The organism is Actinoplanes sp. CA-015351 (genome assembly GCF_050955685.1).
Classification (GTDB): Bacteria; Actinomycetota; Actinomycetes; order Mycobacteriales; family Micromonosporaceae; genus Actinoplanes.
Genome location: NZ_CP192102.1, coordinates 3870862 through 3897523, shown reverse-complemented (window position 1 = coordinate 3897523; position 26662 = coordinate 3870862). Strand labels below are relative to the sequence as shown.

Below are 26662 nucleotides of genomic sequence, written 5' to 3'. Positions count from 1 at the left end.
TCAGGGCATCAGTTCGACGTACCCGCCGGCGCCGTGCACCCGGATCCGCTGACCGTCCTGGATCAGGCGGGTGGCGTGCTCCACGCCGACGACGGCGGGTAGTCCGTACTCCCGGGCGATCACCGCCCCGTGCGTCATCAGGCCGCCGACCTCGGTGACCAGGCCCGCGACGGCGACCAGCACCGGCGTCCAGCTCGGGTCGGTATAGGTGGTGACCAGGATGTCACCCGCTTCGAGTTCCGTCTTCGCCATGTCGAGAACGACCCGGGCCCGGCCCTCGACGGTGCCGGCCGAGACCGGCAGGCCGACCAGGGCGCCCTCCGGCACGTCGTCACGCTGGTAGGACCCCATCACGGCCTCGCCGTCGGAGGTGAGCACCCGGGGCGTGGTCAGCGTCTCGAACGTCCGGAACTGATCCCTGCGCTGGCGGACCAGGTCACGGGCCGGCTCTTTCCCCCGCACCACCTCGTGGAACTCGTCGAAGGTCAGGAAGAACGCATCCTCCGGGTCGGGAAAGACCCGGGCGGCCTCGGCCAGCAACGCTTGCTTGTACACGAAATACCGGCACACGATCCAATATTTTGGATATTCCCGATAGCCGATGAACGTCCGCAATCGCTCGATCATCGCCGACGTCTCGGCGGCCTTGCTCTCCCCGTCCGGCAGCGCGCGCAGCCGTTCGAGGACCTCCTGCGCCTTCGCCGACGCCCGCTGCCGGCCCTGTTCGAACCGCCGCCCGGCCGCGCCTCGCTCCCCGTTCTTGACGCTGTCCAGAATCACCGGGATCAGGGTGGCCGGGCGCTCACTCCACCGCGGCCGGGTGATGTCGATCTCGCCGACGCACCGCATTCCGTACCGATCAAGATAGCCCTCGATGGCCTCGCGCGCCTGGGCACCGCCCGCGACCGTCGGCAGCTTCTCCAGGAAGTCGTCGCCGGCCGACGCCAAGAACTCCACCACCTGCGGAAACTCCCGGATCACATCGGCGAGGTCAAGCAGCGCCAGCCCCATCTCCGAGGTGATGTTGCCGGGCGCCGACAGCGTCAGCGTGTCGGCCGCGTTCGTCTCACCCAGCCACTCGGCCAGCCTGTCGTTGAGCCACCAGGTGGCACCCATCCCCGCCATGATCGCCTGAATGCTCAGCGAATCCGACAAGAACCGCTTGTGCCCTTCGAACGCCGCCAGCAGGAACTCGAACAGCGCCGTCCCGGACTTCCCCGCGATCTCCCGCCGCAGCGCCACGATGTCCGCCTCGCTGCGCACGATCAACTCCGCGACGATGGCCGGATCGGTGGAGATCTGCGCACTTCCGCCGCCATGCGGCGGTCCTTCAAGACCCACTTCCGGGTACGCGGGAACGAACCCCGCATCGAGGACAGTTCGCAGTGCGTCGGCCACGGCCGGATCACCCTTGCCCATCACCTCCAGGAGCCCGTCGCGCTTCGACGGGGTACCCAGGGCGCGGGTCACGTCGACGAACAGCCGGCCGCCGGCCTCCTGCATCGGAGCCATCGCCGTGCGCTGCCACATCGACCACCCGAGCGGCTTCATCGCGTCGGTCATCATCTGCTGGTGGCCCACGGAGACGTACACATGAGGGTCTTGATCTGGGGTTTGAGGTGTCGGGAAGAGGGTGGTGATCGGGCGGCTCTGCACGATCTGGAAACCGCCGCCGGCCAGGCACCACTCGATGTCCTGCGGGCGGCCGAAGTGGGCCTCGATGCGGCGGCCCAGGTGGGTCAGCGCTCGGACCTGGTCGTCGGTGAGCGCGGGTGTGCCGCCGGCGTGCGTCCGGGTGACAATCGTGTCGTCGCGCACGGTGAACAGGTCAGGGTTGACCCGGCCGGCGACCAGGTCCTCGCCGAGCCCGGGGACGGCCTCCACCGAGCTGGTCCGGCGGTTGCCGGTGAGCGGGTCGGCGGTGAAGAGCACGCCGGACGCCTGCGGAACGACCATCTTCTGGACGACGACGGCCATCGCGACCGTGTCTTGGTCGATGTGGTGGTGCTCGCGGTAGGCGACCGCGCGGCCGGTGAACAGCGACGCCCAGCAGAGGGTGACGTGCCGCAGGATCTCGGCCGGGCCGACGATGTCGAGGTAGCTGTCGTGCTGGCCGGCGAACGAGGCCGCCGGGAGGTCCTCGGCGGTGGCGCTGGACCGGACGGCGTAGGCAGCACCCGGCTCGATCTTGCTGGTGATCGCGGCGGCGAGATCGTCCGGGATGGTGAGGCCGTCTTTCAGTACCGGTGGCACCACCCGCCGGAAGGCGTGTGTCGTCACGCAGAAGCCGGCGGGCACCTCGACACCGTCGAGGCGGGTCAGCGCGCCCAGGTTCGCGCCCTTGCCGCCGACCAGCGCGACCTGTGTCTCGTCGACCTGATCCAGGTCGATCACGTATTGCTCCATCATCGCGAATCCCCCCGAAACCACGGTGCCAGTCCGAGCGACGATTCTTCGGCAAAGCAGGGGTCTTGCCGCAAGCCCCCTGGTGCGATATATGTTGAACATGGCAGGGAGATCATTCTCCTTGCCTTTTCGCGTTCTATCTCAGGGCATCGCCGGTGCTCATCGGGGCCGGGGTGGGCGTGGGCGGGCGGCTATCCAGGCTTCCACTTCGGACGCGAGCCACAGCTTGCCCTGCGCCAAAGCGGCGACCGGGGCGGGGAAGTCGTCACCGCTGGTCAGCTGATAAACGCGCTGCCGGCTGATCCCATTCAGCCGTTCACCGATCTCGTGGGCGCCCATGAGGTCAAAGGCCATGCCATCGACCATAAGCCAGACTGTCACCCTGCCGTCGCACAGACGCGCTGTCCACACGGTGACGCCGTAACCCCTCGTGCTCATCGCGATGGCGGGCACCGCGACGCTGTGCGCGCTGATGTGGCACCTGGCTCCCCGCCATGGTGATTCAGCTCCACTGAGCACACACCCACCGAAGAAGATCACGGTCAATGCCTTGCTCAATGGTCAAGAAACGTTGACCATTGAGCGTATGCCTGACGATGAGCTTCCCGAGACATTCCACGTCACCACGGACGAGCAGTTACGCGCCGTCTCCAATCTCACGCGCCACCGGATCATGGCGGTGCTGCGCTTCGAGCCCGCGACGATCACGCAGATCGCCGAGCGCGTGGGCCTGGCGAAGGGAAGTTCCAGCTACCACGTGCGGCTGCTGGAACGGGCCGGCCTGGTGACGGTGGTTCGAACCCGGAAAGTCCGTGGGGTCATCGAGCGCTACTACGCGATGGCCGCACGGTCCATCGAGCTGCCGGACCCGGGTGAGGGCGGCCCCGATGTGCTGATGCGGCATGCCGTGGCAGACCTGGAGGCCGCGCCGGCCGATGGCGAGCGGCAGGTCCGGATGGCGCATCTGCGGCTCACCGAGGAGCAGTTCGCAGAGCTGGGTGCGCGGTTGCAGGCCCTGGCGGACGAATACCGGAAGCTGTCCGATTCGTCGCTGCCGGACGTGTCACTCGTCTTCGCGCTGTTCCGGCCGGCGCGGCCTGCGCGGGCCGAGCGGGAGGCGAAATGACGACGTTGCCGACCGGCTTCAACCGGCTGTGGACCGCGCAGACGATTTCCTCGCTCGGTGACGGGGTGATGCATGCCGCGCTGCCGCTGCTCGCGCTGACGCTGACCCGGGATCCGATGGCGCTTGCCGTCGTCACGGCCGCCGGGACGCTGCCATGGCTGTTGTTCGGCGTGCTCGGCGGTGCGCTGGTGGACCGCTGGGACCGCCGGCGCACGATGTGGGTCACGGACGCGGCGCGTGCGGTGCTGCTGGCGATTCCGGCGGGGGCCGCCGTGCTCGACGTGCTGAGCATTCCGCTGCTCGCGGCCGTCGCCTTCCTGCTCGGCGTCGGCGGACTCTTCTTCGACACGGCCGCCACGGCCTATCTGCCGGATCTGCTCGGCCGCGACCCCGCGCTGCTGGAACGCGCCAACGCCCGCCTGCGAACCACCCAGACCGCCGCGTCCGGCTTCGTGGGGCCGCCTGCGGGCAGTGCCCTGCTCGCGCTCGGGCGGTCGGTTCCGCTGGTCGCCGACGCGGTGTCGTTCGCACTCTCCGCACTGCTCGTCCGGTCGCTGCCCGCCACGTCCCGGCCCGTATCGCCGGCCCGTGAGTCGCTGCTGCGGCAGGCCCGGGCCGGCGCCGCGTACGTCTTCCGGGACCGGTTGCTGCTGGGCCTCGCGTTGCGGCCGGCGGTCGGGAACATCGCTTTCGTCGCCGTGGAGACCGTCCTCGCGCTCTTCGCGCACGACCGTCTCGGCCTCGCCACCTTCGGCTTCGGCCTGCTCCTTACCGCGGAGGCCACCGGCGGTCTACTCGGCGCGGGCATCGCTTCCTTCCTCAGCCGGCGACTCGGCACCGGGACCGCGCTGACCTGCACGGCCGCGGTCGAAGGGTTCGCTATTCTTGGGCTTGCCTCCGCCCCGAATCCGTACGCCGCCGGTGTCGCGCTCGCCGTCTGCGGAGCGGGCATGGGCGCCACCATGGTGCTCGCCCCCTCCCTCCGGCAGGCGATCGTCCCCGCACACCTGATGGGCCGGGTCACCTCGACGTCCCGCATGCTCGCCATGTGCGCCGCCCCGTTCGGCGCCTTCCTCGGTGGCTGGCTGGCCGCCACGTCCGACGTGCGCACCCCGCTGTACGCCGCCGCCGGCCTCCTGCTCACCATGACTGCCGTCACGGCGACGATGACCAACAACCGCCGGGTCGAGGCGGCGCTGCGCGGTGCTGCCGCGGACGACGGCTCCGTTCGACGGGACACCGCCGACCTGTTGTGACGCTCGTGGTTTACCGCGCGCGTACCCTCTCGTAGAGCCCGTTGGCGGCGGCCGTGAACACGGCGACGTAGTCGATCCGGTCGGGAAGCGTTGACCACTGGTCGCGGATGCCCTCGTTGAGGGCGAGCAGTTCCAGGACGAGCTGCTGCGGATCCGTACCCTCGGCGATCTCCCCCGCGGTGATGCGCGTGCGTACGAAGGGGACCAGCGTATCCAGCGCGGCCTCGAGGTTGCGCCGGGCGCGGCCCTGCACCGGATGACCCTCGATGCGCGAGGCGCCGGTGAGCATGACCCGGAATCGCAGCAGGTCAGGCTCCTGCGCGGCGAGACGCACGACAGCGATGAATTCGTCGAACAGGGCGCGCACCGAGTCGGAAGGCAGCTTGATCGCCTGGTAGACCTCTTCACGGCGCTCGACGACGGCCATGAAGAGGTCGTGCTTGGTGGCGAAGTGGTGCAGCACCCCGGCGTCCGTCACCCCGGCCGACCGGGCGATGTCGGCGATCCGGGTGCTCTCGTACCCTTTGCGGCCGAACTCGTCGGTGGCGGCGACGAGGATCCGGTTTCGCCGTGCGTCACCGCGGGCCAGCCGGTGATCGCCGCTGGGGGGAGGCTCTGAGCTTTCCACCCCGAAACCGTACGAGATGTCGTCTCAGGTGATGCCGGTGGACCTGGACGAATACCTGATCTACCGACTAACTTAGTCGCCACTAGGTTTGGACCCTCGCCGACCGGGCTGCCGTCATCAGATAACAGGAGGTCGCGTGAGCGCGATCATCGCCGGAACCTACAACTCCAGGGACACCGGAGGCATCCCGCTCACCGCGGGCGGCTCCACGCGCGCCGGAGTGCTGTACCGGTCGGACGCCCTCGCCGGCACCACCGACGACGGCATCCGCACCCTGACGGCGAGCCCGATCGGTACGATCGTCGACTTCCGCAGCGACTTCGAGAAGACCGGCGCGCCGAACCGGATCGGCACGGCACGCCACTTCGCCACCGTGGAACTACCGCTGCTCGACGGCTCACTGACGGGCATGCCGTCAGCGGCCGGCCTCGACGAGGCCGCGATGCGACAGGTCTTCGCGCGCCTCCCCTCGCTGGCGGACATCTACATCCGGATGCTCGGCTCGGCCGCCGGAACCTTTGCCGAGGTCGCCCGGCTCGTCGCCAGGCCGTCCGACGAAACCCACGGAGGCGTGCTCCTGCACTGCACGGCCGGCAAGGACCGCACCGGCGTGGCCGTGGCCCTGCTGCTCGACGCGGCGGGCGCGGACCGCGGCGCTGTCATCGCCGACTACGTCCTCAGCGAAACGAATCTCGCCGGCGAGTGGACCGAACACATGCTGGCGCGCCTGAAGTCCTGGGGAGCACCTCTCATCCCGGCGATCACGGACCTGGTCACCGCCACACCGCCGGAGGCGATAAAGGCCGCTTTCGCATGGCTCGACGAGCGTGGCGGCTCAGGTGAATATCTGCGCGGCGGCGGCCTCTCCGACGCCGACCTCAGCGCCCTGCGCGCGCGCATCGCCGGCGACCCCCGGGCCGATGCCGCTGATGGTGGCCATGACGGGTCCCACCTCAGATGACGGTGGTGCCGCCGTCGGCGACCAATTCCATGCCGTTGACGTAACTCGAGTCGTCCGACGCGAGGAACAGCGCGACCGACGCGATCTCCCCGGGGCGGCCCATTTCCCGCCGCGGGATCACCGATTCGAACTGCGCCTTCATCTGCGCGTCCATCACCCCCTCCATCATCGGCGAGGCGACCTGGCCGGGCGTCAGCACGTTCACCCGGATGCGCCGGTCCCTCAATTCAGAGACCCACACCCGTGCGTACGCCGGAAGCACGGCCTTGCTCGCGGCGTACACGCTCCAATTCGGGTATCCCCGCAGCGACGCGTTCGACCCGGTCATGAGAATCGAACCGCCGTCGTTGAACAGCGGCAGCGCCTTCTGGACCGTGAACAGCGTGCCGCGCGCGTTCAGTGAGAAGGCGGCGTCGAACTGCTTCTCGGTGATCTCGCCGAGCGTGCCCTGCTCGCCCGTGCCGGCACTGGCCCACAGCACATCGATCGTGCCCTTTTCCTGTTTGACGGTCGCGAACAGCCGGTCCAGATCATCGAGATCGGCTGAGTCGGCCCGCACGGCGGTGACGTTCCGGCCGATCAGCTTCACGGCTTCGTCCAGCGCGTCCTGGCGCCGGCCCGAGATGAAGACGTGCGCCCCTTCGTCGACGAACAACTTCGCACCGGCCAATGCCATCCCGCTTGTCGCGCCGGTGATCACCGCAACCTTGCCGTCGAGCTTTCCCACGAGTACTCCATTCACCTGCCGCGCCGATGCTATGTACACCGATCTGCGTACTTAACCTAGCGGCCGGTCGCGGAGGCCGCAAGCTATGCACACCGATCGGTACCCAAATGGGCTAAGCTGCGGAGGTGACAGAGCTGGAGAAGGGTCCGCGAGGCCTGCGCCGCGGCAGGGGCGCACGGGAGCGCATCCTGAGCGCGTCCGAACAACTGTTTCGCGAACAGGGCATCAACAGCACCGGCATGGACCAGCTCTGCGCGGTCGCCGAGGTGTCCAAGCGCACGCTCTACCAGCACTTCACCGGCAAGGACGAGCTGATCGCCGAGTGCCTGCGCCGGTTCGACCCGGATGTCCTGCCCGAAGTGTTCGGCCGCACCGACCTCACACCTCGCGAACGACTGCTCGCCGTGTTCGACGTGCACTCGCCCCTGTGCCCGTTCATCGCGGCGGCCGTCGAGATCCCCGATCCGGGCCATGCGGCGCGCGTACACGCCCGTGACTACAAACTGGCCTTCGCCGCCCGGCTCACCGACGCCGCCCGCGAGGCCGGCGCTGACGACCCCGAACAGCTGGGCGAGCAACTGGCGCTGCTGCTGGACGGCGCCTCGGCCCGAGGCCGGGTCCTCAACACCGAAGCGTTCACCACCGCCGCCGCCATCGCCGCCGTCCTCGTCGACAACGCCATCCCGGCCTCAACAATGAAAATGGCATAAGCGTGCGGGAGGTGGGATTCGAACCCACTCAGCGATGCACCTGCTTTACAGGCAGGCCCGACTCTCCGGCGTCGGCGCTCCCGCGGGGCGATCGGGCGGAGTCGAACCTCGTGGGCGGTCGCTGATCAGAGACTGTCGAGGATGCGCTCCAGGTCGCGTTCGCCCTCTCGCGTCTGTACGCCCGCGGCGAGCTGCTTATGGGCCGACGCGACCATGTCTTCGGTGAACAGGGAGAACAGGGCGGCGTTCTCCACGGCGTACGCCTGGCGGGGGATTTTCGGGGTGATGGTTTCGACGGTGGCCTTGATGGCGGCGACGACCTCGGGGCGCAGGCGGGCGATCCTGCGCGCCAGCCGGTCGACGAAGGCGTCGATCTCGTCGGCGGGGACCGCACGGTTGACCAGGCCGTAACGCTCGGCCAGCTCGGCGCCGACCAGTTCGCTGCCGAGAAGCAGTTCCAGGGCGCGTTCCCGGCCGAGCAGGCGGGCCATGTTCACCGTTCCGCCGCCGCCGGGAAGGATGTCCATCACGGCCTCGGGCTGGGCCTGGCCGGACCGGCCGATCGCCGCGAACCTCATGTCGAGGTACAGGAGAAACTCGTTGCCGGCACCCCGGGCGAAGCCAGCGAGCTTGCCGATGGTGACCTGCGGGAGGCTGCGCACCTCGTCGCTCATGGCCTCCAGGATGTTCATGCCGTCCGGGACGGGTACGTCCGGCGCTGCGGCGATCGCGGCGGCAGTGGCGGCGGGCAGCGCAGCCGGGTCGGTGAGGTACGCCATGTCGCCGTGCGCGCTGAAGAATTCCGGGTCGGCGCTGTCAAAAACGATGACCCGGACGTCGGTGTCGTGGCGCACCCGGTTGACGAAGCCGCGCAATGACGGCAGCAGGACGCCGTCCATCAGGTTCAGCGGCGGGTGGTCGAGGGTGACGGCCGCGACACCGTTCTCCACCGTGATCCGCAGACCGGCCAAGTCGTCGTAGGTCATATAAACTCCTTCAATAACTGGGGAGCCTCCCCGCTAAGAGTTTGTGGGGACTGTCCCCACTTAGTCAATGGGGAGTGACCTTGGTCAAAGCACGCCCGCTTCGCGCCGACGCGCAGCGCAACCGCGACGCGATCCTGGCCGCAGCGCGCGAAGCGTTCGAGGAGGACGGAGTGTTCGCCTCGCTCGACGCGATCGCAGTGCGCGCCGGGGTCGGCAACGCCACCCTCTACCGAAACTTCCCCACCCGCGACGACCTGCTGGCCGCGGTCATCGAGGGCTTCTTCATCCAGGCGCTGAAGGAGGCCGACGAGTTGTCCCGCGCGCTGCCGCCGGGCGAGGCACTCCGCGAGTGGCTGGTGCGAGTGAGCTGGGGCATGCGGATCTGGCACGACCTGCCGGCCTGCCTCGCCACCGCGCACCAGGACGACGCCTCGCCACTGCACTCGGCGAACGCGCCGCTGGTGGAGCGGGGCGGCGTCCTGCTGGACACCGCCAAGAAGGCAGGCGACGTGGCCAGCGAGATCACCGCGAACGAAGTCTTCGAAATGGTCCTCGCCCTGTCCTGGGGCATCGACCGGTTCGGTGACGACGAGGCGAAGGCGCGACGCCGGGTAACGATGACGACGGCAGGGATCTTCGCCTGAACAAACCGCCATCCCGCCCATCTGCGGTGGTAGAGCCGACGGGATTCGAACCCGCACCTTCCGACTTGAAAGGACGGCGACCTGACCGTTTAGTCGACGGCTCCCCGCGTGTCCGGCGCTGGATTCGAACCAGCGGCCCCCGCCGTGTCGAGGCGGTGCTCTGACCAGCTGAGCTAGCCGGACGGGAGCGGATACCCGATTCGAACGGGTGACCTCCGGGTTATGAGCCCGGCGCGCTTCCTGACTGCGCCACTTCCCACAGCTGAGCGTCCCTCCGCGAACTCGGCGATCGTGAAACTCGCCGTCGCTACGCCGCACATCACTGACCAGATCCGACCGGCGGGAGGAGCCGGCGCGATGACGGCGATCCGCGCAAGATCAGCTAGTCAGGAACGGCCTACACTGCGCCGGTGGCGTTGAACAAGAGGACGTATCGGGTCGTCGACGGTGAACAAATCGAGGGCACCTGGCGGCCGATTTTCATCCGCAACGGTCCGAGCTACTTCCTGACGGACCTACTGATCTTCGCTGACGGTGCGATCGACTGCTGGGACTGGGTAGATCTCGACGGGCTACGACAGAAGCTGGAGTCGGGGTGGGTCGCCACGCATCTCGAACCCGGCATGGAAGCCTCGGCTCACCACCTCGCGAGCTGGCGCTTCGACGAGCCGCAGATCTGGGTGACAGCAGAGGAACTCCTCGGAGAGGTCGCCGACGAGATCGATCACCTCAATGATCGGCCCGACTCCACAGGCCGCTGTCTGCAGGCGTTGGACCGATACCTGGAAACTCGGCTGGAAACGGACCGGCAACTGCTACGTGCGGCCTACCTGGCTGTTCCCGAGCATATGCGGCACTATGCGCTCGGCGACATGGATGCGAAAGACCAGCCGTTGCGGGTGCTATGCACACCCGTCGGGGAACACACCACCCACGACGAGCTCGTAACGGAGGCGATGCACGCCGAGGCCCACGAGTACTTCGACGAACGGCAGAGATCAGTCAAGGAATGGACCGAATCCCGCCCCATTGACGGCCCGAAGCAGGCGCAGGATCCCACGGTCAAGCTGGCATCGATCCCCGGCAAGTGGCGAACAGAGCCAGGAATCGAGTGCCTGCGCAACGAGTACCCGACCACGATCGACATCGGCGGCGACACCTACGCCAGCGCCGTGCACGCCTACTGGGCGCTGGCTACCACTGATGAGAGCACCCGCGCAGCGATCCATCGCACCGCAATGGCCCTCAGCGTCGAGCGCGCCGTCGGCCAGGCGCCGCTCCGGCCAGATTGGCCTCACCTTCGCCTGGCCGCTATGCGTGCAATCTTGCATGCCAAGTTCAGCCAGCACCCGGAACTCGCGGCCGTACTCGTCGCGACCGGCGATGCCCGCATCGAGTACAACATCAGCTCGGCGTATTGGAGCGGTGGCACGAAGGGTCGCAATTGGCTCGGTCGGCTGCTCGAACTTGTCCGGTCCGAGATCGTGGCAGAACGAGCGGGCTTCGCCCCATAGCCGGTCAGGCACGCGGCTTCTCGTCCGGTTGCCGCACGGCCGTCGCCGCCGAACACCGGACACCGGACACCGGACACGAGCGACTGTCGTGCGGGCTCCTGCCAGCCTTGTCGGGATGCCCGGATTCGAACCGGGGGCCTTCCGCTCCCAAAGCGGACGCGCTACCAAGCTGCGCCACATCCCGGATCGCATCCGCACCACCGACCTCCAACCCCTGATGTGGTGCGCGCGAGTGCCCCCGGGGTCACGTCCGCTGGCGTGGTGTAAGAGGCGGCCAGCGCTGATCCGTGTGTGTTGATCTTATGCGGCGATCGCGGTGGTTTCGACGATTTCGGTGTCGTGTTGCTCGGTATCGATGCTGGTCAGGCGTGCTTTACGGAGAACATCAAGGCCCATGTAGCGGCGTCCTTCGACCCATTCGTCGGTTTGCTCGGCCAGGACCGCGCCGACGAGGCGGATGATCGCGGCCCGGTTCGGGAAGATCCCGACAACGTCGGTGCGGCGCCGGATCTCCTTGTTCAAGCGTTCTTGCGGGTTGTTCGACCAGATCTGACGCCACAGCTCCCGCGGGAACCCGGTGAAGGCGAGCAGGTCACCGCGGGCGTCGTCGAGGTGCTCGGCCGCGTCGGGGAACTTCGCGGCGATCGTGTCGAGAACCCGCTCGAACTGCGCCCGGACAGCGTCGGCGTCGGGCTGGTCGAAAATCGTACGGACCAGCGTCGCGACCCACGGCTGTGCGCTCTTCGGGACCTTCGCGAGCAAATTACGCAGGTAGTGGGTGCGGCAGCGCTGCCACTGCGCCCCCGGCAGCGCGGCGCCGATCGCGTTGACCAGACCACGGTGAGCGTCGGAGACGACCAGACGGACCCCGGACAGCCCACGGGCGGTCAACGAGCGCAGGAACGCCAGCCAGCCGGCACCGTCCTCGTCGGACGTGACGTCGAGACCCAGTACCTCACGGCCGCCGTCACCGTTGACACCGACCGCGACCAGGGCGTGCACGTTCACCGTCCGGCCGTTCTCCCGCACCTTGATGACCAGGGCATCGACCCACACAAACGTGTACGGGCCGGCGTCCAGAGGCCGGTTACGGAACGCCTCGACCTGGACATCGAGGTAGCGGGCCATCTCCGAGACCTGCGACTTCGACAGAGACTTGACGCCGAGCTGCTCGACAAGTTTCTCCACCCGCCGTGTCGACACACCAAGCAGATACGACGTCGCGACCACACTGACCAGGGCCTGTTCAGCCCGGCGCCGGTGTTCGAGCAGCCAGTCCGGAAAGTATGAACCCGTGCGCAGTTTCGGGATCGCCAACTCGACCGTGCCGGCCCGGGTGTCCCACTCCCGCTGGCGGTATCCGTTACGCGAGTTGGTGCGCTCGTCGCTGCGTTCGCCGTAGCCGGCCCCGCACAGGGCGTCGGCCTCAGCAGACATCAACGCGTCCGCGAAAGTTTTCACCATCACCCGCAGTACATCAGGGCTCGCCGATTCCAGATGCTGGCCCAGCAGCTCAGCGACGTTCAAACTCTCTGTTGCGGCCATCGCAGGTCTCTCCTTCGTGATCTTCAAGCAATCCGAAGGATCTGCGGTGGCCGCCTCTTACGTCCCGGAAAGTCCAGGTCGTACACCACTTCGGTGGACGTGACCGCCCCCGGCAGGATTTGAACCTGCGACTCCCTGATCCGTAATCAGGTGCGCTGTCCGCTGCGCCACGGGGGCATGGTGTTACGTGCCGTCGAGCGGGATCGAACCGCTGACCTCAGAGTTATCAGCTCTGTGCTCTGACCGGCTGAGCTACGACGGCGCGGAGCCGGGAGGATTCGAACCTCCGGTGGTGGTGACCACTCCGTGTTAGCAACACGGCGCATTAGGCCTCTCTGCCACGACTCCAACGTGCTGCTGCGCGCCACCGGCGGGACTCGAACCCGCGCCCTCCGATCGACAGGCGGATGCTCTCCCTCTTCAGCTACGGCGGGCGCTCCCCCACGGGAGCTTCGCCGGCACATCTGGCCGACCGGGACATGATCAGCGGTGGGCGAGGGTTGCCCAGGCTGGGGTTGCCGGTTGGACCAGGAGCCGCATCCGGGCTTCGTCCGGGGTGCGGTCCGCTTTGCGCTGGTTGCAGGGCGAGCAGGCGGCGACGGTGTTGGCCCACGTGTTCCGGCCGGCGCGGGAGACCGGCAGGATGTGGTCGACGGTGTCGGCGCGGCCGGTGCAGTACGCGCACCGGCGGTTGTCACGCTTGAGGACGCCCTGCTTGGACCAGGCGGGGCCGGTCCGGGCGTGCCGCCAGCGGGTGACGACGTATCGGACGAGCCGGACGGCGGTCGGCATCGGGTAGACGCCGATGAGCTTGTCCGGCTGGGCTTCGGCGACTTCGGCGACCTGGCGGACGAGCATCCGGATCGCGTGGCGCAGGCTCACCCGTTGAAGTGGCATTTCGTCGGCGTTGAGCACTAAGACGTCCGTCATTCGGGCTCACCTCCCATCGTGATCAAGAGCCGGGCCGGACGGATGAAAAGACTGTGCAGACCCGGCCGGATTCGAACCGGCGTCTCCAACGTGAGGGGCTGGCGAGCGTTCCGCTGCTCCACGGGTCCATGCCGGGCTGACGTGCCCGGCTCCCCGCCGGCGATCTGCCGGCGGGTTACTCATGCCATTTCCACTGTTGAGTTCTCAAGTGACGAGTCCATGCCCATGAAAGGGGACGAAAAGCAGGGGCGACAGGATTCGAACCTGCAACCTTCGGATTTGGAGGCCGCTGCGCTACCGAATTGCGCCACGCCCCTAGGAGGAATTGTCGGTGAAATGGAAGAAGCCGCCTTCCCTGTCGGGGAGGCGGCTTCGGCGCTGTGCGCTTCTGCGGGCGCTAGGAGCGCCTCCCCTGACCGGGCTTGATGATGCTGACCTGCTCTTCAGGACTGCCGAAGGCATAGGACAGCGAGCCCGGCAGCACATGCTGCGGGTTCGTGTCGGTGTGCCAGCGGCGCATCTTGAGCTCCTCAGTTCGTAGGTCTTGTAGTGGAGACAATAGATATCGGTGCGGATTGGTGCAATCATTTTTCCCGGTGATCGAGCGGTTCTTCTCGATCACTTGGCTAATTATGGGGAGAGGCCGGCGGCGCGTCAAAGCTATTTAATTGGTCGCCGATGACGGCGAGGAGCTGGAGTTTGTCGTAACTCTCGCTGCCCGGGATCGCCGTGTAGACGAGCAAGGCCTGGGACGCGGCCGGGTCGACCAGGGCCTGGCAGGTCAGGTCGATGGGGCCCAGCTCCGGGTGGATGAACCGTTTGACCTCGTTGAAGCCGACTCCTACCTCGTGGTCGTTCCAGACGGCGCGGAATTCCTCGCTCCGGGCGTACAGAAGGCTTTGGAGGTTTGCGGCCCAGGAGTGCGGGCCGCGGCGGGTGACGGTTTCGCGCAGGCCGGCGGCGAAGACGCGGGAGTGCAGGGTGTGGTCGTCGGGGTGGTAGAGAGCGCGGGTGGCCGGGTCGGTGAACCAGCGGTAGCCGATGCTCCGGTCGGGGCCGGTGTAGCGGGTGTTGTCGCCGGTCAGGGCGATGCCGACCGGGGTTTGCCGCAGGGTCTCGCCGAGTTCGGTGACGATTTCGGCGGGGGTGTCGGCGAGGCGGTCGAAGATCCGCAGCATGCCGGGGCTGATGTGGTCGCCGGCGCCGCCGCGCAGGGGTGGCTGGTGGCCGGCGAGGCGGAACAGGTGGTCGCGCTCGGCCAGCGACAGGTGCAGGCCCTGGGCGATCGAGGCGATCATCTGGTCCGACGGGTGTGGTCCACGTTCGCGTTCCAGGCGGCTGTAGTAGTCGGCGGAGATGTGGCAGAGCATGGCGACTTCCTCGCGGCGCAGGCCGGAGGTTCGTCGTCGCTGACCGCGCGGGAGGCCGACGTCCTCGGGTTGCAGGGACTCCCGGCGCCGGCGCAGGAACTCGGCGAGTCCGGCTCGATCGATCACGGTTGTTTCCTCCCTGGCGGTGCGCGTCCGGTCCGTTCTATCACCGGAGCCACGTGTTCAGCCTCGGCCTGCCGATCCCCCCATAACGACGCTCAACCTGGGATCGACAGGCCGTGGCTGGCCGGGCGGATCGGGCTCACGCTGGAGTCGCGCCAGCCAGCGAAGAACGAACACCAGCGGAGAACGAGGAGCAACATCATGGATGTCACCGGGAAACTCGCCGTCGTCACCGGGGCCAGCGACGGCGTCGGGCTGGGCCTGGCGACCCGGCTCGCCGCCGCCGGCGCCGAGGTCGTGATGCCCGTGCGGAACCGCCGTAAGGGTGAGGCGGCGGTCCAGACGATTCTGCGGCAGGTGCCGGGAGCCGTTCTGTCGCTGCGGGACATGGATCTGTCGTCGCTGAGCTCGGTCGCCGCGCTGGGTGCCACGCTGAACGCGGAGGGCCGGCCGATTCACATCCTGGTCAACAATGCCGGGGTGATGACCCCGCCGCAGCGGCAGGTCACCGCGGACGGGTTCGAGCTGCAATTCGGCAGCAACCATCTGGGGCACTTCGCGCTTGTCGCGCATCTGCTGCCGTTGCTGCGCGCCGGTCACGCACGGGTCACCTCGCAGATCAGCGTCGCGGCGAACGCGAACGCGATCAACTGGGACGACCTGAATTGGGAACGGTCGTATGACGGGCGTCGTGCGTACAGTCAGTCGAAGATCGCGTTCGGTCTGTTCGGTCTGGAACTGGATCGGCGGAGCCGATCCGGCGGCTGGGGCATCAGCAGCAACATCTCGCACCCGGGGGTGGTGCCGACGAGTCTGCTGGCCGCGCGACCGGAGGTCGGCCGGGCGAAGGACACCGTCGCGGTCCGGGTCATCCGGGCGCTCTCGCGCCGCGGAATTCTTGTCGGTACGGTCGACAGCGCCCTGCTCCCGGCTCTGCTCGCCGCCACGTCGGACGAGGCGCGCGGCGGGCGTCTGTACGGTCCGAGCGGTCTGGGGAATCTGTCCGGGGCACCCGCTGAGCAGGCCATGTATTCACGGCTGCGCAGCGAGGAGGAGGCCGCACGGATCTGGGAGATCTCGGAGAAGCTGACCGGCGTCCGCTTCCCGGCCGCGGTCTCGACGAGCGCGACATAACCGACAATAATATATTAAGTCGTGGTAACAGTGGCATGATCTGAGGCATGGGCGAGGAGGTCCTGTACCGCAGTGACCGCACCGAGGTCGTCCGCCGGACCGGGCCGGATGGCCTCGCCGGTGTGATCCGTAAGCGAGCCACCGGCGCGGGGACGGTACGGCGCATCGAGCACGAACGTGACGTGTTGCGCCATCTCGCCGGCATCCCCGGAGTGCCCCGGCTCGCGGATCGCCAGCCCCGGCGGATGCTGGTCCTTCAGGACGACGGCGGGCGGCCGGTGGGTTACCCCGTCGAGCGCCTGCTCGCGGTGTTCCGCGCGGTCACCGACACGGTCGCCGCGATCCACCGGGCCGGTGTGCTGCATCGTGACATCACGCCCGCCAATCTGGTGCTGACCGCCGACGGCAGGCCGATTCTGATCGACTACGACCTCGCGGTGATCGGAGCGGCCCGCGGTGATGCGGCCGACGAGCCGGTCGGGACGCTCGGATATCTCGCGCCGGAGCAGACCGGCCGGATCCGGCTCGCCGCCGACCAGCGCTCCGATCTGTACGGGCTGGGCGCCACCTTCTACACCCTGGCCACCGGGCACCCGCCGTTCCCGGGTGACGACGCCCTCGAATTGATCCGGGCGACCCTGGTGGACACGCCGCCGTCACCGTCGTTGCCGGGCCGGCTCGGCGAGATCCTGATACGGCTGCTGGAGAAGGATCCGGACCGGCGGTACCAGAGCGCCGACGGGCTGGCCCACGACCTGTCCCGGACCGGCGACGGCTGGCGGCTGGGCGAGCGGGACTTCCCCGCGTACCTCGCTCCCCCGTCCCGGCTGGTCGGCCGCCATCAGGAGATCCGCCTGCTGACCGCCGCGCTGGACCGGGCCCGGTCCGGTGACGGTCGCACGCTGCTGATCGCCGGGGCGCCGGGGATCGGTAAGAGCACGCTGATCCAGATGCTGCGACCGATGATCACCGCCCGTGGTGGCTGGTTTTCGGCCGGCAAGTACGACCAGTTCCGTACCGGCACCGGCTCGGGCGGCATCACCCGCGCGGTCCGCGGCCTGATCCGGTTCCTGCTCGCCGAACCGGAACCGGGCGCCACCGCCGACCGCCGGCGTCTCGTGGCGGCCCTCGGCCCCAATGCCTCGATGATGGCCGGCGTGATCCCGGAGCTGGCGGCGTTCCTCGGCCCGGAAGCGCTGGGCGGGCCCACCGACCCTCGGGCCAGCCAGGCGCGGCTCAGCGGATCGGCCGTCGCCATGCTCAGGGCGGTCGCCGCGCACCACCCGACGGTGCTCGTCGTCGACGACCTGCAATGGGCCAGCGGCGCCGCGCTGCGCATCTTCGACGCGTTCGTCACTGCCGGCCCGATTCCCGGCCTGCTGCTGGTCGGCATCTACCGCGACGAGGAGGTCGATGCCGCCCACCCGCTGTCGGCACTCGCCGCACGCTGGGAGAAAGACGAGAAAACCACCCCGTGCGTACGCCTCGACGGCCTCAATCGGGCCGGGCAGGCCGAGCTGATCGGGGCCGTGCTGCGGATGCCCGCGGAGTCGGTGACCGCACTCGCGGACGTGATCGCGGTGAGCAGCCACGGTAACCCGTACGCCACGGTGGAGGTGCTCAACGCGCTGCGCGGTGAAGGGCTGCTGGTGCTCGCCGCGGACGGCTGGCGATGGGACTTTGATGAAGCCCAGGCCTTTGCCACCCGGCATCGTGTCCCGCAGCTGCTGGCCGCCCGCCTCGACCAGCAGCCGGAGCAGACCCGGCTGTTGCTGGCCGCGCTGGCCTGCCTCGGTGGTGACGTGCGCCCGGCGTTGCTGGCCACCGCGACCGGGCTGCCGGAGGCGGAGATCGGGTACCGGCTGGCACCGGCGGTGACCGAGGGCCTGGTGGCCACCGACGCTGTCCGCTTCCGGCACGATCTGATTCATCGGGGCGCGTACCACATCCTGGATGACGCCTCACGGCGTCAGCTTCAGCTGTCGATGGCGCGGCGGCTCGCCGGCAGCGACGAGTTCGAGCAGGAGGCGGCCGAGCAGTTCCTCGCGGTCACCGAGCTGATCACGACACCGGCGGAACGGCGGGTTGCCGCGGGTCTGTTGCATGCGGCCGGCCGGCGTACCAATCAGCTGACGAACTACACGGTGGCCGAGGAGTTGCTGGCGGCCGCCTCGCTGCTGTCCGACGGTGTTTCCTGGGACGCCGTCGCCCTGGACCGGCACTTCGCGCTGTACTGCACCGGGCGTCTCGACGAGGCCGACCGGGTCTATCAGGACCTGGTCGGCCGCTCGCCCGACCTGGTCACCCTGGCCACCGCCACGGCGACCCAGCTGAACAGCCTCACCCAGCGAGGACGCGTCCGCGCCGCCATCGACCTCGGGCTGGAGGCGCTGCACCGCTTCGGCATCGACCTGCCGCGGGATCTGGACGCGGAGAACGCGGCGGCGACCGCCGCACTGTATGCGCGGGCGGAGCCGCTGCCGGATGTGGAGACGACGGACCCGGGCATCGTGGCGGCCGGGCGGCTGATCCACCGGATGCTGCCGCCGGCGTTCCTGCTCGACCCGCCGTTGCATTCCTGGGCGGTGCTGCAGGCACATCGGCTGTGGGTACGCCACGGCGTTTGCCCGCCGCTTGTCGGCTCGGTGGGGGCGGCCGTCTGTGTGACCATCGACCAGCACGACGACTACCGCACCGGGTACCTGATCACCCGGCACGTCCTGGCCGTCGGCCTGGAACGTGGCTTCGCCGCGGACACGGCGGTCGCCCAGTACATGCATCTGTGCCTGGCCGCGCACTGGTTCGAACCTCTGGAGGAGATCGCCGAGACGTTCGGCCAGGCCCACGACGACCTGATCGCGGCCGGCGACGTCCAGGTGGCGAGTTTCCTGTCCACCCGGCTGCTGACCATCCTGCTGGAGAGCGCCGATTCGCTGGAGGTGTGCGCCGACGAGATCCCGCCGGCGCTGGCGTTCGCCGAACGGACCGGCAGCATGTACGCGGCAACCACGATGATCGAGTACCGGCAGTTGCTGCGGGCGCTGCGCGGGCAGGCCGAAGGGCCGGACTTCGACGCGGCTGCCCATCTCGCGGCGATTTCGGGGTACGAGCCGGGGCTCGCGACGTACCACACCAACCGAGGACTGGCCGCGCTGATCTTCGACGACGCCGACGGGCTGGAGAGGCATTCAGCAGCGGCGATGGCTCATATCCGGGCTGCTCGGGGCCTCTATGTGTCCGCGCAGGCCCGGGTGTTGCGGTGTCTGAGCCTGAGCGGCCGGGTTCGGGCCGGTTCTCCGGAAACCGCCGAACTCACCGATGCCCGGGACTGGCTGGCCCGGCGGGCCGCTGACGCGCCCCGCAACTTCGGGCCGCTGCTGCGTCTCGTCGACGCCGACCGGGCCTGGGCGCGCGGCGACGCCGCCACCGCGACCAGGGAATTCGACGCCGGACTGGACGAGGTGACCGGGCGGCCGTGGCACCGGGCCATGCTCGCCGAACGCTCCGGGAACTTCCACCTGAGTCAGGGTCTGACCCACACGGCGCACAGCCTGCTGACCGAGGCCCGCGACACCTACCTGCGATGGGGCGCCACCGGCAAGGTGGCCCAGATGCAGGACCGCCACCCGTTCCTGCATGCCGTCACCACGGCCGGCTCGGACAGCCACGTCCACCAGGTCGACCTGCTGGCGATCCTGCGCGCCTCGCAGGCGCTGAGCTCGCAGACCACGGTGACCGGGTTGCAGGCCGCCGTCGGTGAGGCGCTCAGCGCGATGACCGGGGCCACCGACGTACGCCTGGCGTTCCGGCACCGCGAGGACGAGCAGTGGTACGTCTCGGCGATCGCCGGTGGTGAGGCCGGGGTCACCGGGCCGGTCGTCACCGAGGGCCGGCTGCCGATGTCAGCGGTCCGGTACGCACTACGGACCCGGGAGGCGCTGCTGGTCGCCAACGCGATCCACGACGACCGGTTCAGCCGCGACCCGTACCTCGCCGGGCTGGACGCCTGCTCGCTGCTGGTCGTACCGATTCCCAGCCGCAGCGCCGCCGACTCGATCCTGGTCTTGGAGAACCACCGCCAGCCCGGCGTCTTCTCCACCGACCGCCTGGAGACGGTGAAGCTGGTCGCCGGGCAACTCGCCGTCTCCCTGGACAACGCGCTGCTCTACGACTCCCTGGAGAACACGGTCCGGGCCCGCACCGCCGACCTGGCCGCCACGAACCGGGAGCTGGAGGCGGCCAACCGGCTCAAGGCCGACGTCATCGGCATGCTCGGCCACGAGATCAACAACCCGCTCGCGATGATCCTCGGGTACGTCGATCTGGCGCTCACCGACGACATGCCGTCGCAGATCCGGGACCTGATCGCCAAGATCCACCGCAACGCGCAGCGGCTCAACACGATCGTTCACGAGGTGCTCGCGCTGGTCAGCATCGACGCCGGTCGGCTCATCGCCACTCCACGCCCGGTCAGCGTCGCCGACCACATCCAGGCGGCGCTCACCGCCACCGCGACCGCCGGGGTGGCGGTGACCTGTCCGCAGGACCTGGTCGCGGTGGTGCAACCGGGACACCTCGACCACATCCTGACCAACCTGCTCACCAACGCGACCAAGTACGGCGGCGGCGCCACCGCCGTCATCGCCGGCAGCGGCCCGGTCGTGACGATCGAGGTACACGACGAGGGCAGTGGCGTCCCGGCCGAGTTCCGCGACCAGCTCTTCGACCGTTTCGCCCGCGCCGAGCCGACCGCCGGGACCGTGTCCGGGACCGGGCTGGGCCTGTACATCGTGCGGGAACTGGCCCGGGCGAACGGCGGCGACGTCCACTATCGCCCGGCGCCGCGGCAGGGCTCGATCTTCGTACTCACGCTGCCGGCGCCGGGCGTGGCTCTCGTCCTGGAGCACCGGGCGCCGGCGTCCGCGCAGTGCTGAACCGGGTTATCGTCAGACGCATGTCCGATCCTGGCGACGTGCCGCCGCAGATCCTGGAGCGACTGCGATCGATTTGCGCAGGGTTACCGGAGATCGTCGAGGAACCGGCGTGGATCGGCGTGCGCTGGCGGATCCGCAGCCGCACCGTCGCGCACGTCTATGTGCCGGACCCGGACCGTTTCCCGGTCTACGCCGTGCACGTGGCCGACGGCGAGGCGCCGACCGTGATGACGTTCCGGGTGCCCATCGAAGACCTGATGGGCCTGAGCGTCGCCGGGTTCCCGTTCTTCCGCGCGCCGTGGGGCACGAATGTCGCCGCGGTCATCCTCGGCGATCACACCGACTGGACCGAGATCGCCGAGCTGGTCACCGACAGCTATTGCGAGATGGCCCCGAAGTTCCTGGCCGCCCGGGTCAATCCCCTCCTCAGGAGTCGTCAGGACTGAGCCGCACGACTCCGACGACCATCAACATCAGAGCGGGAACGAAGAACAACCCGCCGGTGTCGCGGGCCAGCAGCGGCAGCCCATCGTCGCCATTCCCACGCCTCGCGGATGGAAGATCACCAAGATGGGTCGGATGGGCGACACCGGCGATCACGCGCCGGTGTGCGGCAGCGCGCCGAGCTGCGATCCTCTCCGTCCGTTTCGGCTGCGTTCGGTTTGCAACGCCGGTAAATTCTTGCGCCGAACTATTGACCATGGGCATCGCAGCACAGATTCTGATCCGGCGGCAGCGGAGAGTGATCCTCTTCGGACCGCGTGACATCACCCCTTCCCAACACCCTCCTGGGCGCCACTGACCCGCTTGTGTGAACGAGCACAGAAAGCCTGCAGAGGAGCTGACCGCGTGCCCACGCCGTCACCCCGCCGCCGCACCGGCGGCACGATCCGAGGCCGCATCGCGCGGACCCTGGCCCTGCCGGTGGCTGTCATCCTCGCGCTGCTCGGCGTCATCGCCGCGGCCGAGGCCGGCAACTACCGCGCCGCCGCACGGACCGACCGCGCCGTCACCCTCGACCTCGCCGTGCTCGACCTGGCGGACACCCTGCAGACCGAGCGCGGTCTCGCGCTCGCCCTGCTCGGCGGAACCAGAGAGTTCCGCGCCGAGCTCGCCCCGGCACGCCAAGCCGTCGACCGGCAGCGCGCGGCCGTCGACGACCTGATCGACGAGGGCGGCGACGTCGAGGACCGGGTCGCGGCCGCCGTGGCCCAGCTCCACGGCCTCACCGCGGTTCGTGCCGCCACCGACACCGGCACCGGAGCCCCGGCCGGCACGGCCGGCTTCTACACCACAGTGATCGGCCGCCTGATCAACATCGAGTTCGAACTCGACACCGTCGATGACAGCGAGCTGCGCCGCAACTACGCCACCCTGAGCATGTACAGCGTGGCCAAGGAATCCGCCGCGCAAGAGCGCATGCTGCTCTACGGCGTCTTCTCGGCCGGCCGGTTCGGCCCCGGCGAGTTCGTCCGGTTCGTCTCGGCGAAATCAGCGCGCGACTCCGCGATCCTGGCCTTCAACCAGTACGGCAACCCGGCCGCGGTGCAGGCACAGAACCTGGTGCTGGGCACACCGGACGGCAAGAAGGTCGTCGAGATGGAGAACATCGCGCTGGGCGCAGGCGACGGCCGCAAGCTGAAGGTCGATCCCGACGTCTACTGGGCGGCATCCGCCACCGTGCTCGGCGACCTGCTCCGGGCCGGCACATGGATGGGCACCGTCGCGCAACAGAACGCCGCCAGGATCAAGGACCAGGCGACGTTGCGGCTCGGCGTACTGGTCGCGATCATGGCGCTGTGCGTCGCCGGCGCGATCTACCTGGCCTTCGCGGCATCGCGCCGGCTGGCCCAGCCACTCGCCGCCCTGGCCGAGGAGGCCGGCCGGATCAGCGCCGAATCGCTGCCCGAGGCGGTGCACCTCGTCACCGCCGGCGGCCGCGACACCCGTCCCCCACCAGTCCGGGTGACCCCGGGAGCCAGCGTCGAGGTACGCCAGGTCGCCGAAGCGTTCGAGCAGGTGCAGAACACCGCGTACACCCTCGCCACCGAACAGGCCCGGCTGCGTCTGGCCACCACCGAGTCGCTCGCCAACCTCGGCCACCGCAACCAGGGTCTGCTGCGCCGCCAGCTCGGGTTCATCACCAAACTGGAGAGCGAGGAGTCCAGCCCCACCGGCCTGGCCAATCTGTTCGAACTCGACCACCTGGCCACCCGCATGCGCCGGTACGCCGAAAGCCTGCTCGTGCTGGTCGGCGCGGCCAGCCCGCGGCAGTGGACCGAGCCGATGCCGATCGTCGACGTCATCCGGGCCGCGACCAGCGAGGTCGAGGAGTACCGCCGGGTCACCCTGCGCCGCGTCGACGACGTACTGATCAACGGCTCGATGGTCGGCACCGTCGCGCACATGCTCGCCGAACTGATCGAGAACGGCCTGATCTTCTCCCCGCCCGACGCCGACGTGGAGATCCACGGCCGGATGATCGGCGACGGTTATCTCATCGCGGTCATCGACGCCGGCATCGGCATGAGCCCTCAGGAGATGGAGATCGCCAACCAGCGGCTGCGCGGCGAGGGCGACTTCATCACGGCGCCGGCCCGGTTCCTGGGTCACTTCGTGGTGGGCCGGCTCGCCGCCGAGATCGGCGTCCAGGTGCACCTCACCCCGTCGCCGGTCACCGGAGTGACGGCCCGGCTGGCGCTCCCGGCCGCGGTCACCGCCGGCCGCGAGCCGATCACGGTGCCTGTCGCACCGGTATCCCCCGCCGCGCCGCGGCTTTCGGCGGTGCCGCGGGCCGAGGTCGTCCCGCTGCGTTCCGACACCATCGACTACGTGGTCGTGGCCGACGACACCCGGCAGCTCGTACCGCAGCTGGATGTTGCCGGGCGCACCCGCAACGGCCTGAGCCGGCGCAGGCCGCAGAAGAAGCGGGCCGAAGGTCCGCAACCGGCTCCGGTGGCGAGTCAGCCCCGGTCGGCAGTCATCGCCGACTCGCCGCAGGCGATCCGCGACCGGCTCTCCGCGTTCCGCGCGGGAATGCTGCGCGCCGGCGCAGACGATCCAGGGCGGCCGTGACCCGCCGATGAACAGCAACGGGGAGAACCATGAGCGTTGACACTTCGGCCGCCCACCAGCAGTTCAACTGGCTGCTCGGCAACTTCGTCCAGCGTACCGACGGCGTCCGCGACGCGGTCGCGGTCTCCTCCGACGGCCTGCTGATCGCGGGCTCGGACGGCCTGGGCCGGGCCGAGGCCGACCAGCTCGCCGCGATCGTGTCGAGCCTGGCCAGCCTGGCCCGCAGCGCCTCACGACGCTACGACTTCGACGGCCTGAAAATTATCATGATCGAAATGAGGCGGGGGTATCTGCTCGTCTCGCAGATCTCCGGCGGCAGCGTCCTCGGCGTGGTCGCCGGCAGCGAATGCGATCTCGGCCTGGTCGCCTACGACATCTCGATGCTGGCCGAACGCTTCGGCGCCCTGCTCACGCCGGCACTGATCGCCGAGTCCCGCCAGCACCTACCACGATGACCGACGAGAGGCGGCCGCACCCAGGACCCCTTTATGACAAGAACAAAGACCCTTTGGTACGCCCATTCATGCTCACCGGCGGACGAACAGCGCCGAGGCACGACGGGTTGCGTGTGGAAACCCCACTGGCGGCCGTCCCGGCGGCACTGTCGGCGCCGCTGCGGTTCGAAGCCCGCCGGATCGTCGAGTTGTGCCAGCGGCCGCAGTCCCTCGCTGACCTCGCCGCGGCGCTCAAGGTGCCGCTCGGCGTGGTCCGGGTCATCGTCGGTGACCTGATCACCGACGGCCACCTGCGGATCGAGGAACAACCCGACGTGCTCTCCGTCGACCTGATCGAAAGGATCCGGGATCGTGTCCGCGCCCTCTGACACGGCGGCACCGCCGATCGCCGTGAAGATCGTGATCAGCGGCGGTTTCGGGGTGGGCAAGACGACGTTCGTCGGCGCCATCTCCGAGATCGAACCCCTGATCACCGAAGCCGAGCTGACCGAGAAGTCGATCGGCATCGACGACACCTCCATCGTGGCCGGCAAGACCACCACGACGGTGGCGCTCGACTTCGGCCGGATCACCCTCGACGACACCCTGCTGCTCTACCTGTTCGGCACCCCCGGCCAGGACCGGTACGCGTTCCTCTGGGACGACCTGGTCGACGGCGCACTCGGCGCGATCGTGCTAGTCGACACCCGCCGGATCGAGGACTGTTTCCCCGCGATCAGCTATTTCGAGGACAACGGGATCCCGTTCATCGTCGGAGTCAACCACTTCGACGGAGGTCTGCGCTTCGACCTGGCCGAGGTACGCGACGCCCTCGGCGTCGACGACGCCGTGCCGATCGTGGAGTGTGACGCGCGATCGCGGGAGTCGGTGAAGGGCGTTCTGGTCGCGCTGACCGAGGAGATCCTGTTCCGGCGGTCTCAGTAGGAGAACGGGTCATAACCGTCGTTGTTGCAGGTCCGGCGCTGCGCGATGCAGTTCTTCACCCGCTGATTCATCGCCTCGGAGCTCCACATCAGAAACGCGTCGCCGTGCATCGACGAGGCGCTCTTTCCGGCCGGGTCGGACGACAGGTAGTAGCCGGCTTTCGAACCGGTGGCGCCGTACGCGATGTCGAAGGTCAGCGCCGGGATTCGCACGGGATGGGCGGCCGGGCAGCCTTCGTTCGTACCGAAAGCGACGTGGTCCTTGTGGTTGGGGCTGTCCAGATGCTTGCCGTCCCAGCAGTCCGGGAACTGCAGCATGAAATGCAGGCTCGCCGGTTTTCCGCAGATCGGCCAGTTGCCGTTGTCGCTGCGTGCGTAACCGTCGACGTCGCCAGGGCCGTAGAAAGCGCAGTAGAACTGGCCCTGCGCGCCACGCGGGGTCGGCACCCGCTTCGTGGCGTCACCGGCGATCATTCGCAGGCCGTTGGGGGTCGGCATGATGCCTGTTGAATTGTCGCGGATCGACCGGTAATAGATCCGGAAACCGGTGGTCTCGACCGGTTTCCTGGTGCCGGCCTCGTAGAGTGTCGGCACCCAGTAGGCGGAATGGTCCACCGCCGGTTCGCAGGTGGTGGCGGTGAACTTCATCAGGTCACCGGCGGTGGTGCCGGCGTCGACCGCTTTGTTCCCGACGAACGAGTGCATGTGCGAGGCGCCCGGCAGACCCGGCACGACGATCGGGTCGTCCGGCAGCCGGTGGCTGTATTCACAGTCGGCCCGGAATTCCGGCAGGTTGCCGGCGTCGCCCGCGGGGTCGGCTGTGGTGTTCCGGAAATCAGCGACCTGAGCGTCCCAGGTGGCCCCGTCCACCGGAATCCAGCCCGTCTTGGCGACGGGCGCTGGCTTCTTCGATGCCGAGACCGAAATCGATGTGGAGGGTTTTACCGAGGGCTTCACTGTGGATTTCGGCGAGCTGGCGGCGGTCGTCGGCAATGGCCGGGCCACGCTCACACCCTGCGCCGGCACATCCGTTCTGCTCGTCCAGACCGCAGTCCCGGCGATCAGGACGACGGCCACACCGGCGGCGGCGACGGCAGAACCCCGCCGGGACGCGGAAGACGGCACAGCTCACTCCCCCATTGACGGTCCACGAAAAGGACGACCGCCGAAAAGGGTAAGCAAGATCCGCCGCGTCCAGAAGCCACTTAAAACGGA

23 protein-coding genes and 10 tRNA genes are annotated in these 26662 nt (G+C 68.7%); 13 read left to right on the top strand and 20 right to left on the bottom strand.

What is annotated here, in order from left to right:
* Positions 1 to 2409 (bottom strand): rifamycin-inactivating phosphotransferase, encoded by a 2409-nt coding sequence (gene rph / locus ACQP2E_RS17755; protein WP_433833035.1) that lies wholly within the window; start codon positions 2407 to 2409, stop codon positions 1 to 3.
* A 156-nt stretch (positions 2410 to 2565) separates the two neighbouring features.
* A complete protein-coding gene (locus ACQP2E_RS17750) occupies positions 2566 to 2760 on the bottom strand; it encodes a helix-turn-helix transcriptional regulator (protein WP_433833033.1) in 195 nt (64 codons plus the stop codon).
* A 76-nt stretch (positions 2761 to 2836) separates the two neighbouring features.
* Between ACQP2E_RS17750 and ACQP2E_RS17745 the strand changes: the two genes are divergently transcribed.
* Positions 2837 to 3532, top strand: coding sequence for an ArsR/SmtB family transcription factor (locus tag ACQP2E_RS17745; protein ID WP_433833031.1), 696 nt, complete (start codon positions 2837 to 2839; stop codon positions 3530 to 3532).
* A complete protein-coding gene (locus ACQP2E_RS17740; protein WP_433833029.1) occupies positions 3529 to 4788 on the top strand; it encodes an MFS transporter in 1260 nt (419 codons plus the stop codon). Before ACQP2E_RS17745 ends, ACQP2E_RS17740 begins: the two co-directional genes overlap by 4 nt.
* 10 nt (positions 4789 to 4798) lie before the next feature.
* On the opposite strand, the gene ACQP2E_RS17735 is transcribed toward ACQP2E_RS17740, so the two are convergent.
* A complete protein-coding gene (locus ACQP2E_RS17735) occupies positions 4799 to 5416 on the bottom strand; it encodes a TetR/AcrR family transcriptional regulator (protein WP_433833027.1) in 618 nt (205 codons plus the stop codon).
* Positions 5417 to 5552: 136 nt separating this feature from the next.
* Here ACQP2E_RS17735 and ACQP2E_RS17730 point away from each other — a divergent pair, with 136 nt between their 5' ends.
* Positions 5553 to 6377: a tyrosine-protein phosphatase gene (locus ACQP2E_RS17730; RefSeq protein ID WP_433833025.1), complete on the top strand. Its 825-nt coding sequence runs from the start codon at positions 5553 to 5555 to the stop codon at positions 6375 to 6377.
* On the opposite strand, the gene ACQP2E_RS17725 is transcribed toward ACQP2E_RS17730, so the two are convergent.
* Complete coding sequence (locus ACQP2E_RS17725; RefSeq protein WP_433833023.1) at positions 6370 to 7104, bottom strand: SDR family NAD(P)-dependent oxidoreductase; 735 nt, start codon at positions 7102 to 7104, stop codon at positions 6370 to 6372. The genes ACQP2E_RS17730 and ACQP2E_RS17725 overlap by 8 nt on opposite strands.
* A 125-nt stretch (positions 7105 to 7229) precedes the next feature.
* On the opposite strand from ACQP2E_RS17725, the gene ACQP2E_RS17720 reads away from it, so the two are divergent.
* Positions 7230 to 7814 (top strand): TetR/AcrR family transcriptional regulator, encoded by a 585-nt coding sequence (locus tag ACQP2E_RS17720; RefSeq protein ID WP_433833021.1) that lies wholly within the window; start codon positions 7230 to 7232, stop codon positions 7812 to 7814.
* Positions 7815 to 7817: 3 nt separating this feature from the next.
* On the opposite strand, the gene ACQP2E_RS17715 is transcribed toward ACQP2E_RS17720, so the two are convergent.
* Both ACQP2E_RS17715 and ACQP2E_RS17710 read right to left on the bottom strand, forming a co-directional pair.
* A tRNA-Tyr gene (locus ACQP2E_RS17715) sits at positions 7818 to 7898 on the bottom strand.
* Between the two features lie 41 nt (positions 7899 to 7939).
* Positions 7940 to 8800: an enoyl-CoA hydratase/isomerase family protein gene (locus ACQP2E_RS17710; RefSeq protein WP_433833019.1), complete on the bottom strand. Its 861-nt coding sequence runs from the start codon at positions 8798 to 8800 to the stop codon at positions 7940 to 7942.
* 80 nt (positions 8801 to 8880) lie between these two features.
* On the opposite strand from ACQP2E_RS17710, the gene ACQP2E_RS17705 reads away from it, so the two are divergent.
* On the top strand, positions 8881 to 9444 hold the full coding sequence (locus ACQP2E_RS17705; RefSeq protein WP_433833017.1) for a TetR/AcrR family transcriptional regulator: 564 nt from the start codon (positions 8881 to 8883) through the stop codon (positions 9442 to 9444).
* A gap of 27 nt (positions 9445 to 9471) precedes the next feature.
* Here the strand turns inward: ACQP2E_RS17705 and ACQP2E_RS17700 are convergent.
* From ACQP2E_RS17700 to ACQP2E_RS17690, 3 genes are all read right to left on the bottom strand, one after another.
* Positions 9472 to 9548: transfer RNA gene (locus tag ACQP2E_RS17700), tRNA-Glu, on the bottom strand.
* Between the two features lie 5 nt (positions 9549 to 9553).
* Positions 9554 to 9627 (bottom strand) — tRNA-Val (locus ACQP2E_RS17695).
* Positions 9628 to 9701: transfer RNA gene (locus ACQP2E_RS17690), tRNA-Met, on the bottom strand.
* 153 nt (positions 9702 to 9854) lie between these two features.
* On the opposite strand from ACQP2E_RS17690, the gene ACQP2E_RS17685 reads away from it, so the two are divergent.
* Complete coding sequence (locus ACQP2E_RS17685; RefSeq protein ID WP_433833015.1) at positions 9855 to 10958, top strand: NADAR family protein; 1104 nt, start codon at positions 9855 to 9857, stop codon at positions 10956 to 10958.
* Between the two features lie 110 nt (positions 10959 to 11068).
* Here the strand turns inward: ACQP2E_RS17685 and ACQP2E_RS17680 are convergent.
* The 10 genes from ACQP2E_RS17680 to ACQP2E_RS17635 all read right to left on the bottom strand — a co-directional run bounded on the left by ACQP2E_RS17680 (position 11069) and on the right by ACQP2E_RS17635 (position 14929).
* Positions 11069 to 11142 (bottom strand) — tRNA-Pro (locus ACQP2E_RS17680).
* A 116-nt stretch (positions 11143 to 11258) separates the two neighbouring features.
* On the bottom strand, positions 11259 to 12503 hold the full coding sequence (locus ACQP2E_RS17675; protein ID WP_433833013.1) for an IS256 family transposase: 1245 nt from the start codon (positions 12501 to 12503) through the stop codon (positions 11259 to 11261).
* 104 nt (positions 12504 to 12607) lie between these two features.
* A tRNA-Arg gene (locus ACQP2E_RS17670) sits at positions 12608 to 12680 on the bottom strand.
* 11 nt (positions 12681 to 12691) lie between these two features.
* A tRNA-Ile gene (locus tag ACQP2E_RS17665) sits at positions 12692 to 12765 on the bottom strand.
* A 1-nt stretch (position 12766) separates the two neighbouring features.
* A tRNA-Ser gene (locus ACQP2E_RS17660) sits at positions 12767 to 12851 on the bottom strand.
* Positions 12852 to 12986: 135 nt separating this feature from the next.
* On the bottom strand, positions 12987 to 13433 hold the full coding sequence (locus ACQP2E_RS17655; RefSeq protein ID WP_433833011.1) for an HNH endonuclease: 447 nt from the start codon (positions 13431 to 13433) through the stop codon (positions 12987 to 12989).
* Between the two features lie 56 nt (positions 13434 to 13489).
* Positions 13490 to 13561: transfer RNA gene (locus ACQP2E_RS17650), tRNA-Glu, on the bottom strand.
* A gap of 115 nt (positions 13562 to 13676) precedes the next feature.
* Positions 13677 to 13750: transfer RNA gene (locus ACQP2E_RS17645), tRNA-Trp, on the bottom strand.
* An 80-nt stretch (positions 13751 to 13830) separates the two neighbouring features.
* Positions 13831 to 14055 (bottom strand): hypothetical protein, encoded by a 225-nt coding sequence (locus tag ACQP2E_RS17640; protein ID WP_433833009.1) that lies wholly within the window; start codon positions 14053 to 14055, stop codon positions 13831 to 13833.
* Between the two features lie 4 nt (positions 14056 to 14059).
* Positions 14060 to 14929 (bottom strand): helix-turn-helix transcriptional regulator, encoded by an 870-nt coding sequence (locus tag ACQP2E_RS17635; RefSeq protein ID WP_433833007.1) that lies wholly within the window; start codon positions 14927 to 14929, stop codon positions 14060 to 14062.
* Positions 14930 to 15127: 198 nt separating this feature from the next.
* Between ACQP2E_RS17635 and ACQP2E_RS17630 the strand changes: the two genes are divergently transcribed.
* The 7 genes from ACQP2E_RS17630 (at position 15128) to ACQP2E_RS17600 (ending at position 25448) form a co-directional block, all read left to right on the top strand.
* Positions 15128 to 16060: an SDR family oxidoreductase gene (locus tag ACQP2E_RS17630; protein WP_433833005.1), complete on the top strand. Its 933-nt coding sequence runs from the start codon at positions 15128 to 15130 to the stop codon at positions 16058 to 16060.
* 47 nt (positions 16061 to 16107) lie between these two features.
* Positions 16108 to 20994, top strand: a complete 4887-nt coding sequence (locus tag ACQP2E_RS17625; protein ID WP_433833003.1) for a sensor histidine kinase — start codon at positions 16108 to 16110, stop codon at positions 20992 to 20994.
* 20 nt (positions 20995 to 21014) lie between these two features.
* Positions 21015 to 21440, top strand: a complete 426-nt coding sequence (locus ACQP2E_RS17620; RefSeq protein WP_433833001.1) for an MmcQ/YjbR family DNA-binding protein — start codon at positions 21015 to 21017, stop codon at positions 21438 to 21440.
* A 403-nt stretch (positions 21441 to 21843) separates the two neighbouring features.
* Complete coding sequence (locus ACQP2E_RS17615; RefSeq protein WP_433832999.1) at positions 21844 to 24069, top strand: nitrate- and nitrite sensing domain-containing protein; 2226 nt, start codon at positions 21844 to 21846, stop codon at positions 24067 to 24069.
* Positions 24070 to 24098: 29 nt separating this feature from the next.
* On the top strand, positions 24099 to 24524 hold the full coding sequence (locus tag ACQP2E_RS17610; protein WP_433832997.1) for a roadblock/LC7 domain-containing protein: 426 nt from the start codon (positions 24099 to 24101) through the stop codon (positions 24522 to 24524).
* Positions 24416 to 24892 carry a DUF742 domain-containing protein gene (locus tag ACQP2E_RS17605; RefSeq protein WP_433832995.1) on the top strand — a complete coding sequence of 159 codons (477 nt, stop codon included), beginning with the start codon at positions 24416 to 24418 and terminating at the stop codon, positions 24890 to 24892. The genes ACQP2E_RS17610 and ACQP2E_RS17605 overlap by 109 nt, the downstream gene beginning before the upstream one ends.
* Positions 24876 to 25448: a GTP-binding protein gene (locus ACQP2E_RS17600; protein WP_433832993.1), complete on the top strand. Its 573-nt coding sequence runs from the start codon at positions 24876 to 24878 to the stop codon at positions 25446 to 25448. The genes ACQP2E_RS17605 and ACQP2E_RS17600 overlap by 17 nt, the downstream gene beginning before the upstream one ends.
* Here ACQP2E_RS17600 and ACQP2E_RS17595 read toward each other — a convergent pair.
* A complete protein-coding gene (locus ACQP2E_RS17595; protein ID WP_433832991.1) occupies positions 25442 to 26572 on the bottom strand; it encodes a DUF1996 domain-containing protein in 1131 nt (376 codons plus the stop codon). The genes ACQP2E_RS17600 and ACQP2E_RS17595 overlap by 7 nt on opposite strands.
* Between the last annotated feature and the right edge of the window lie 90 nt (positions 26573 to 26662).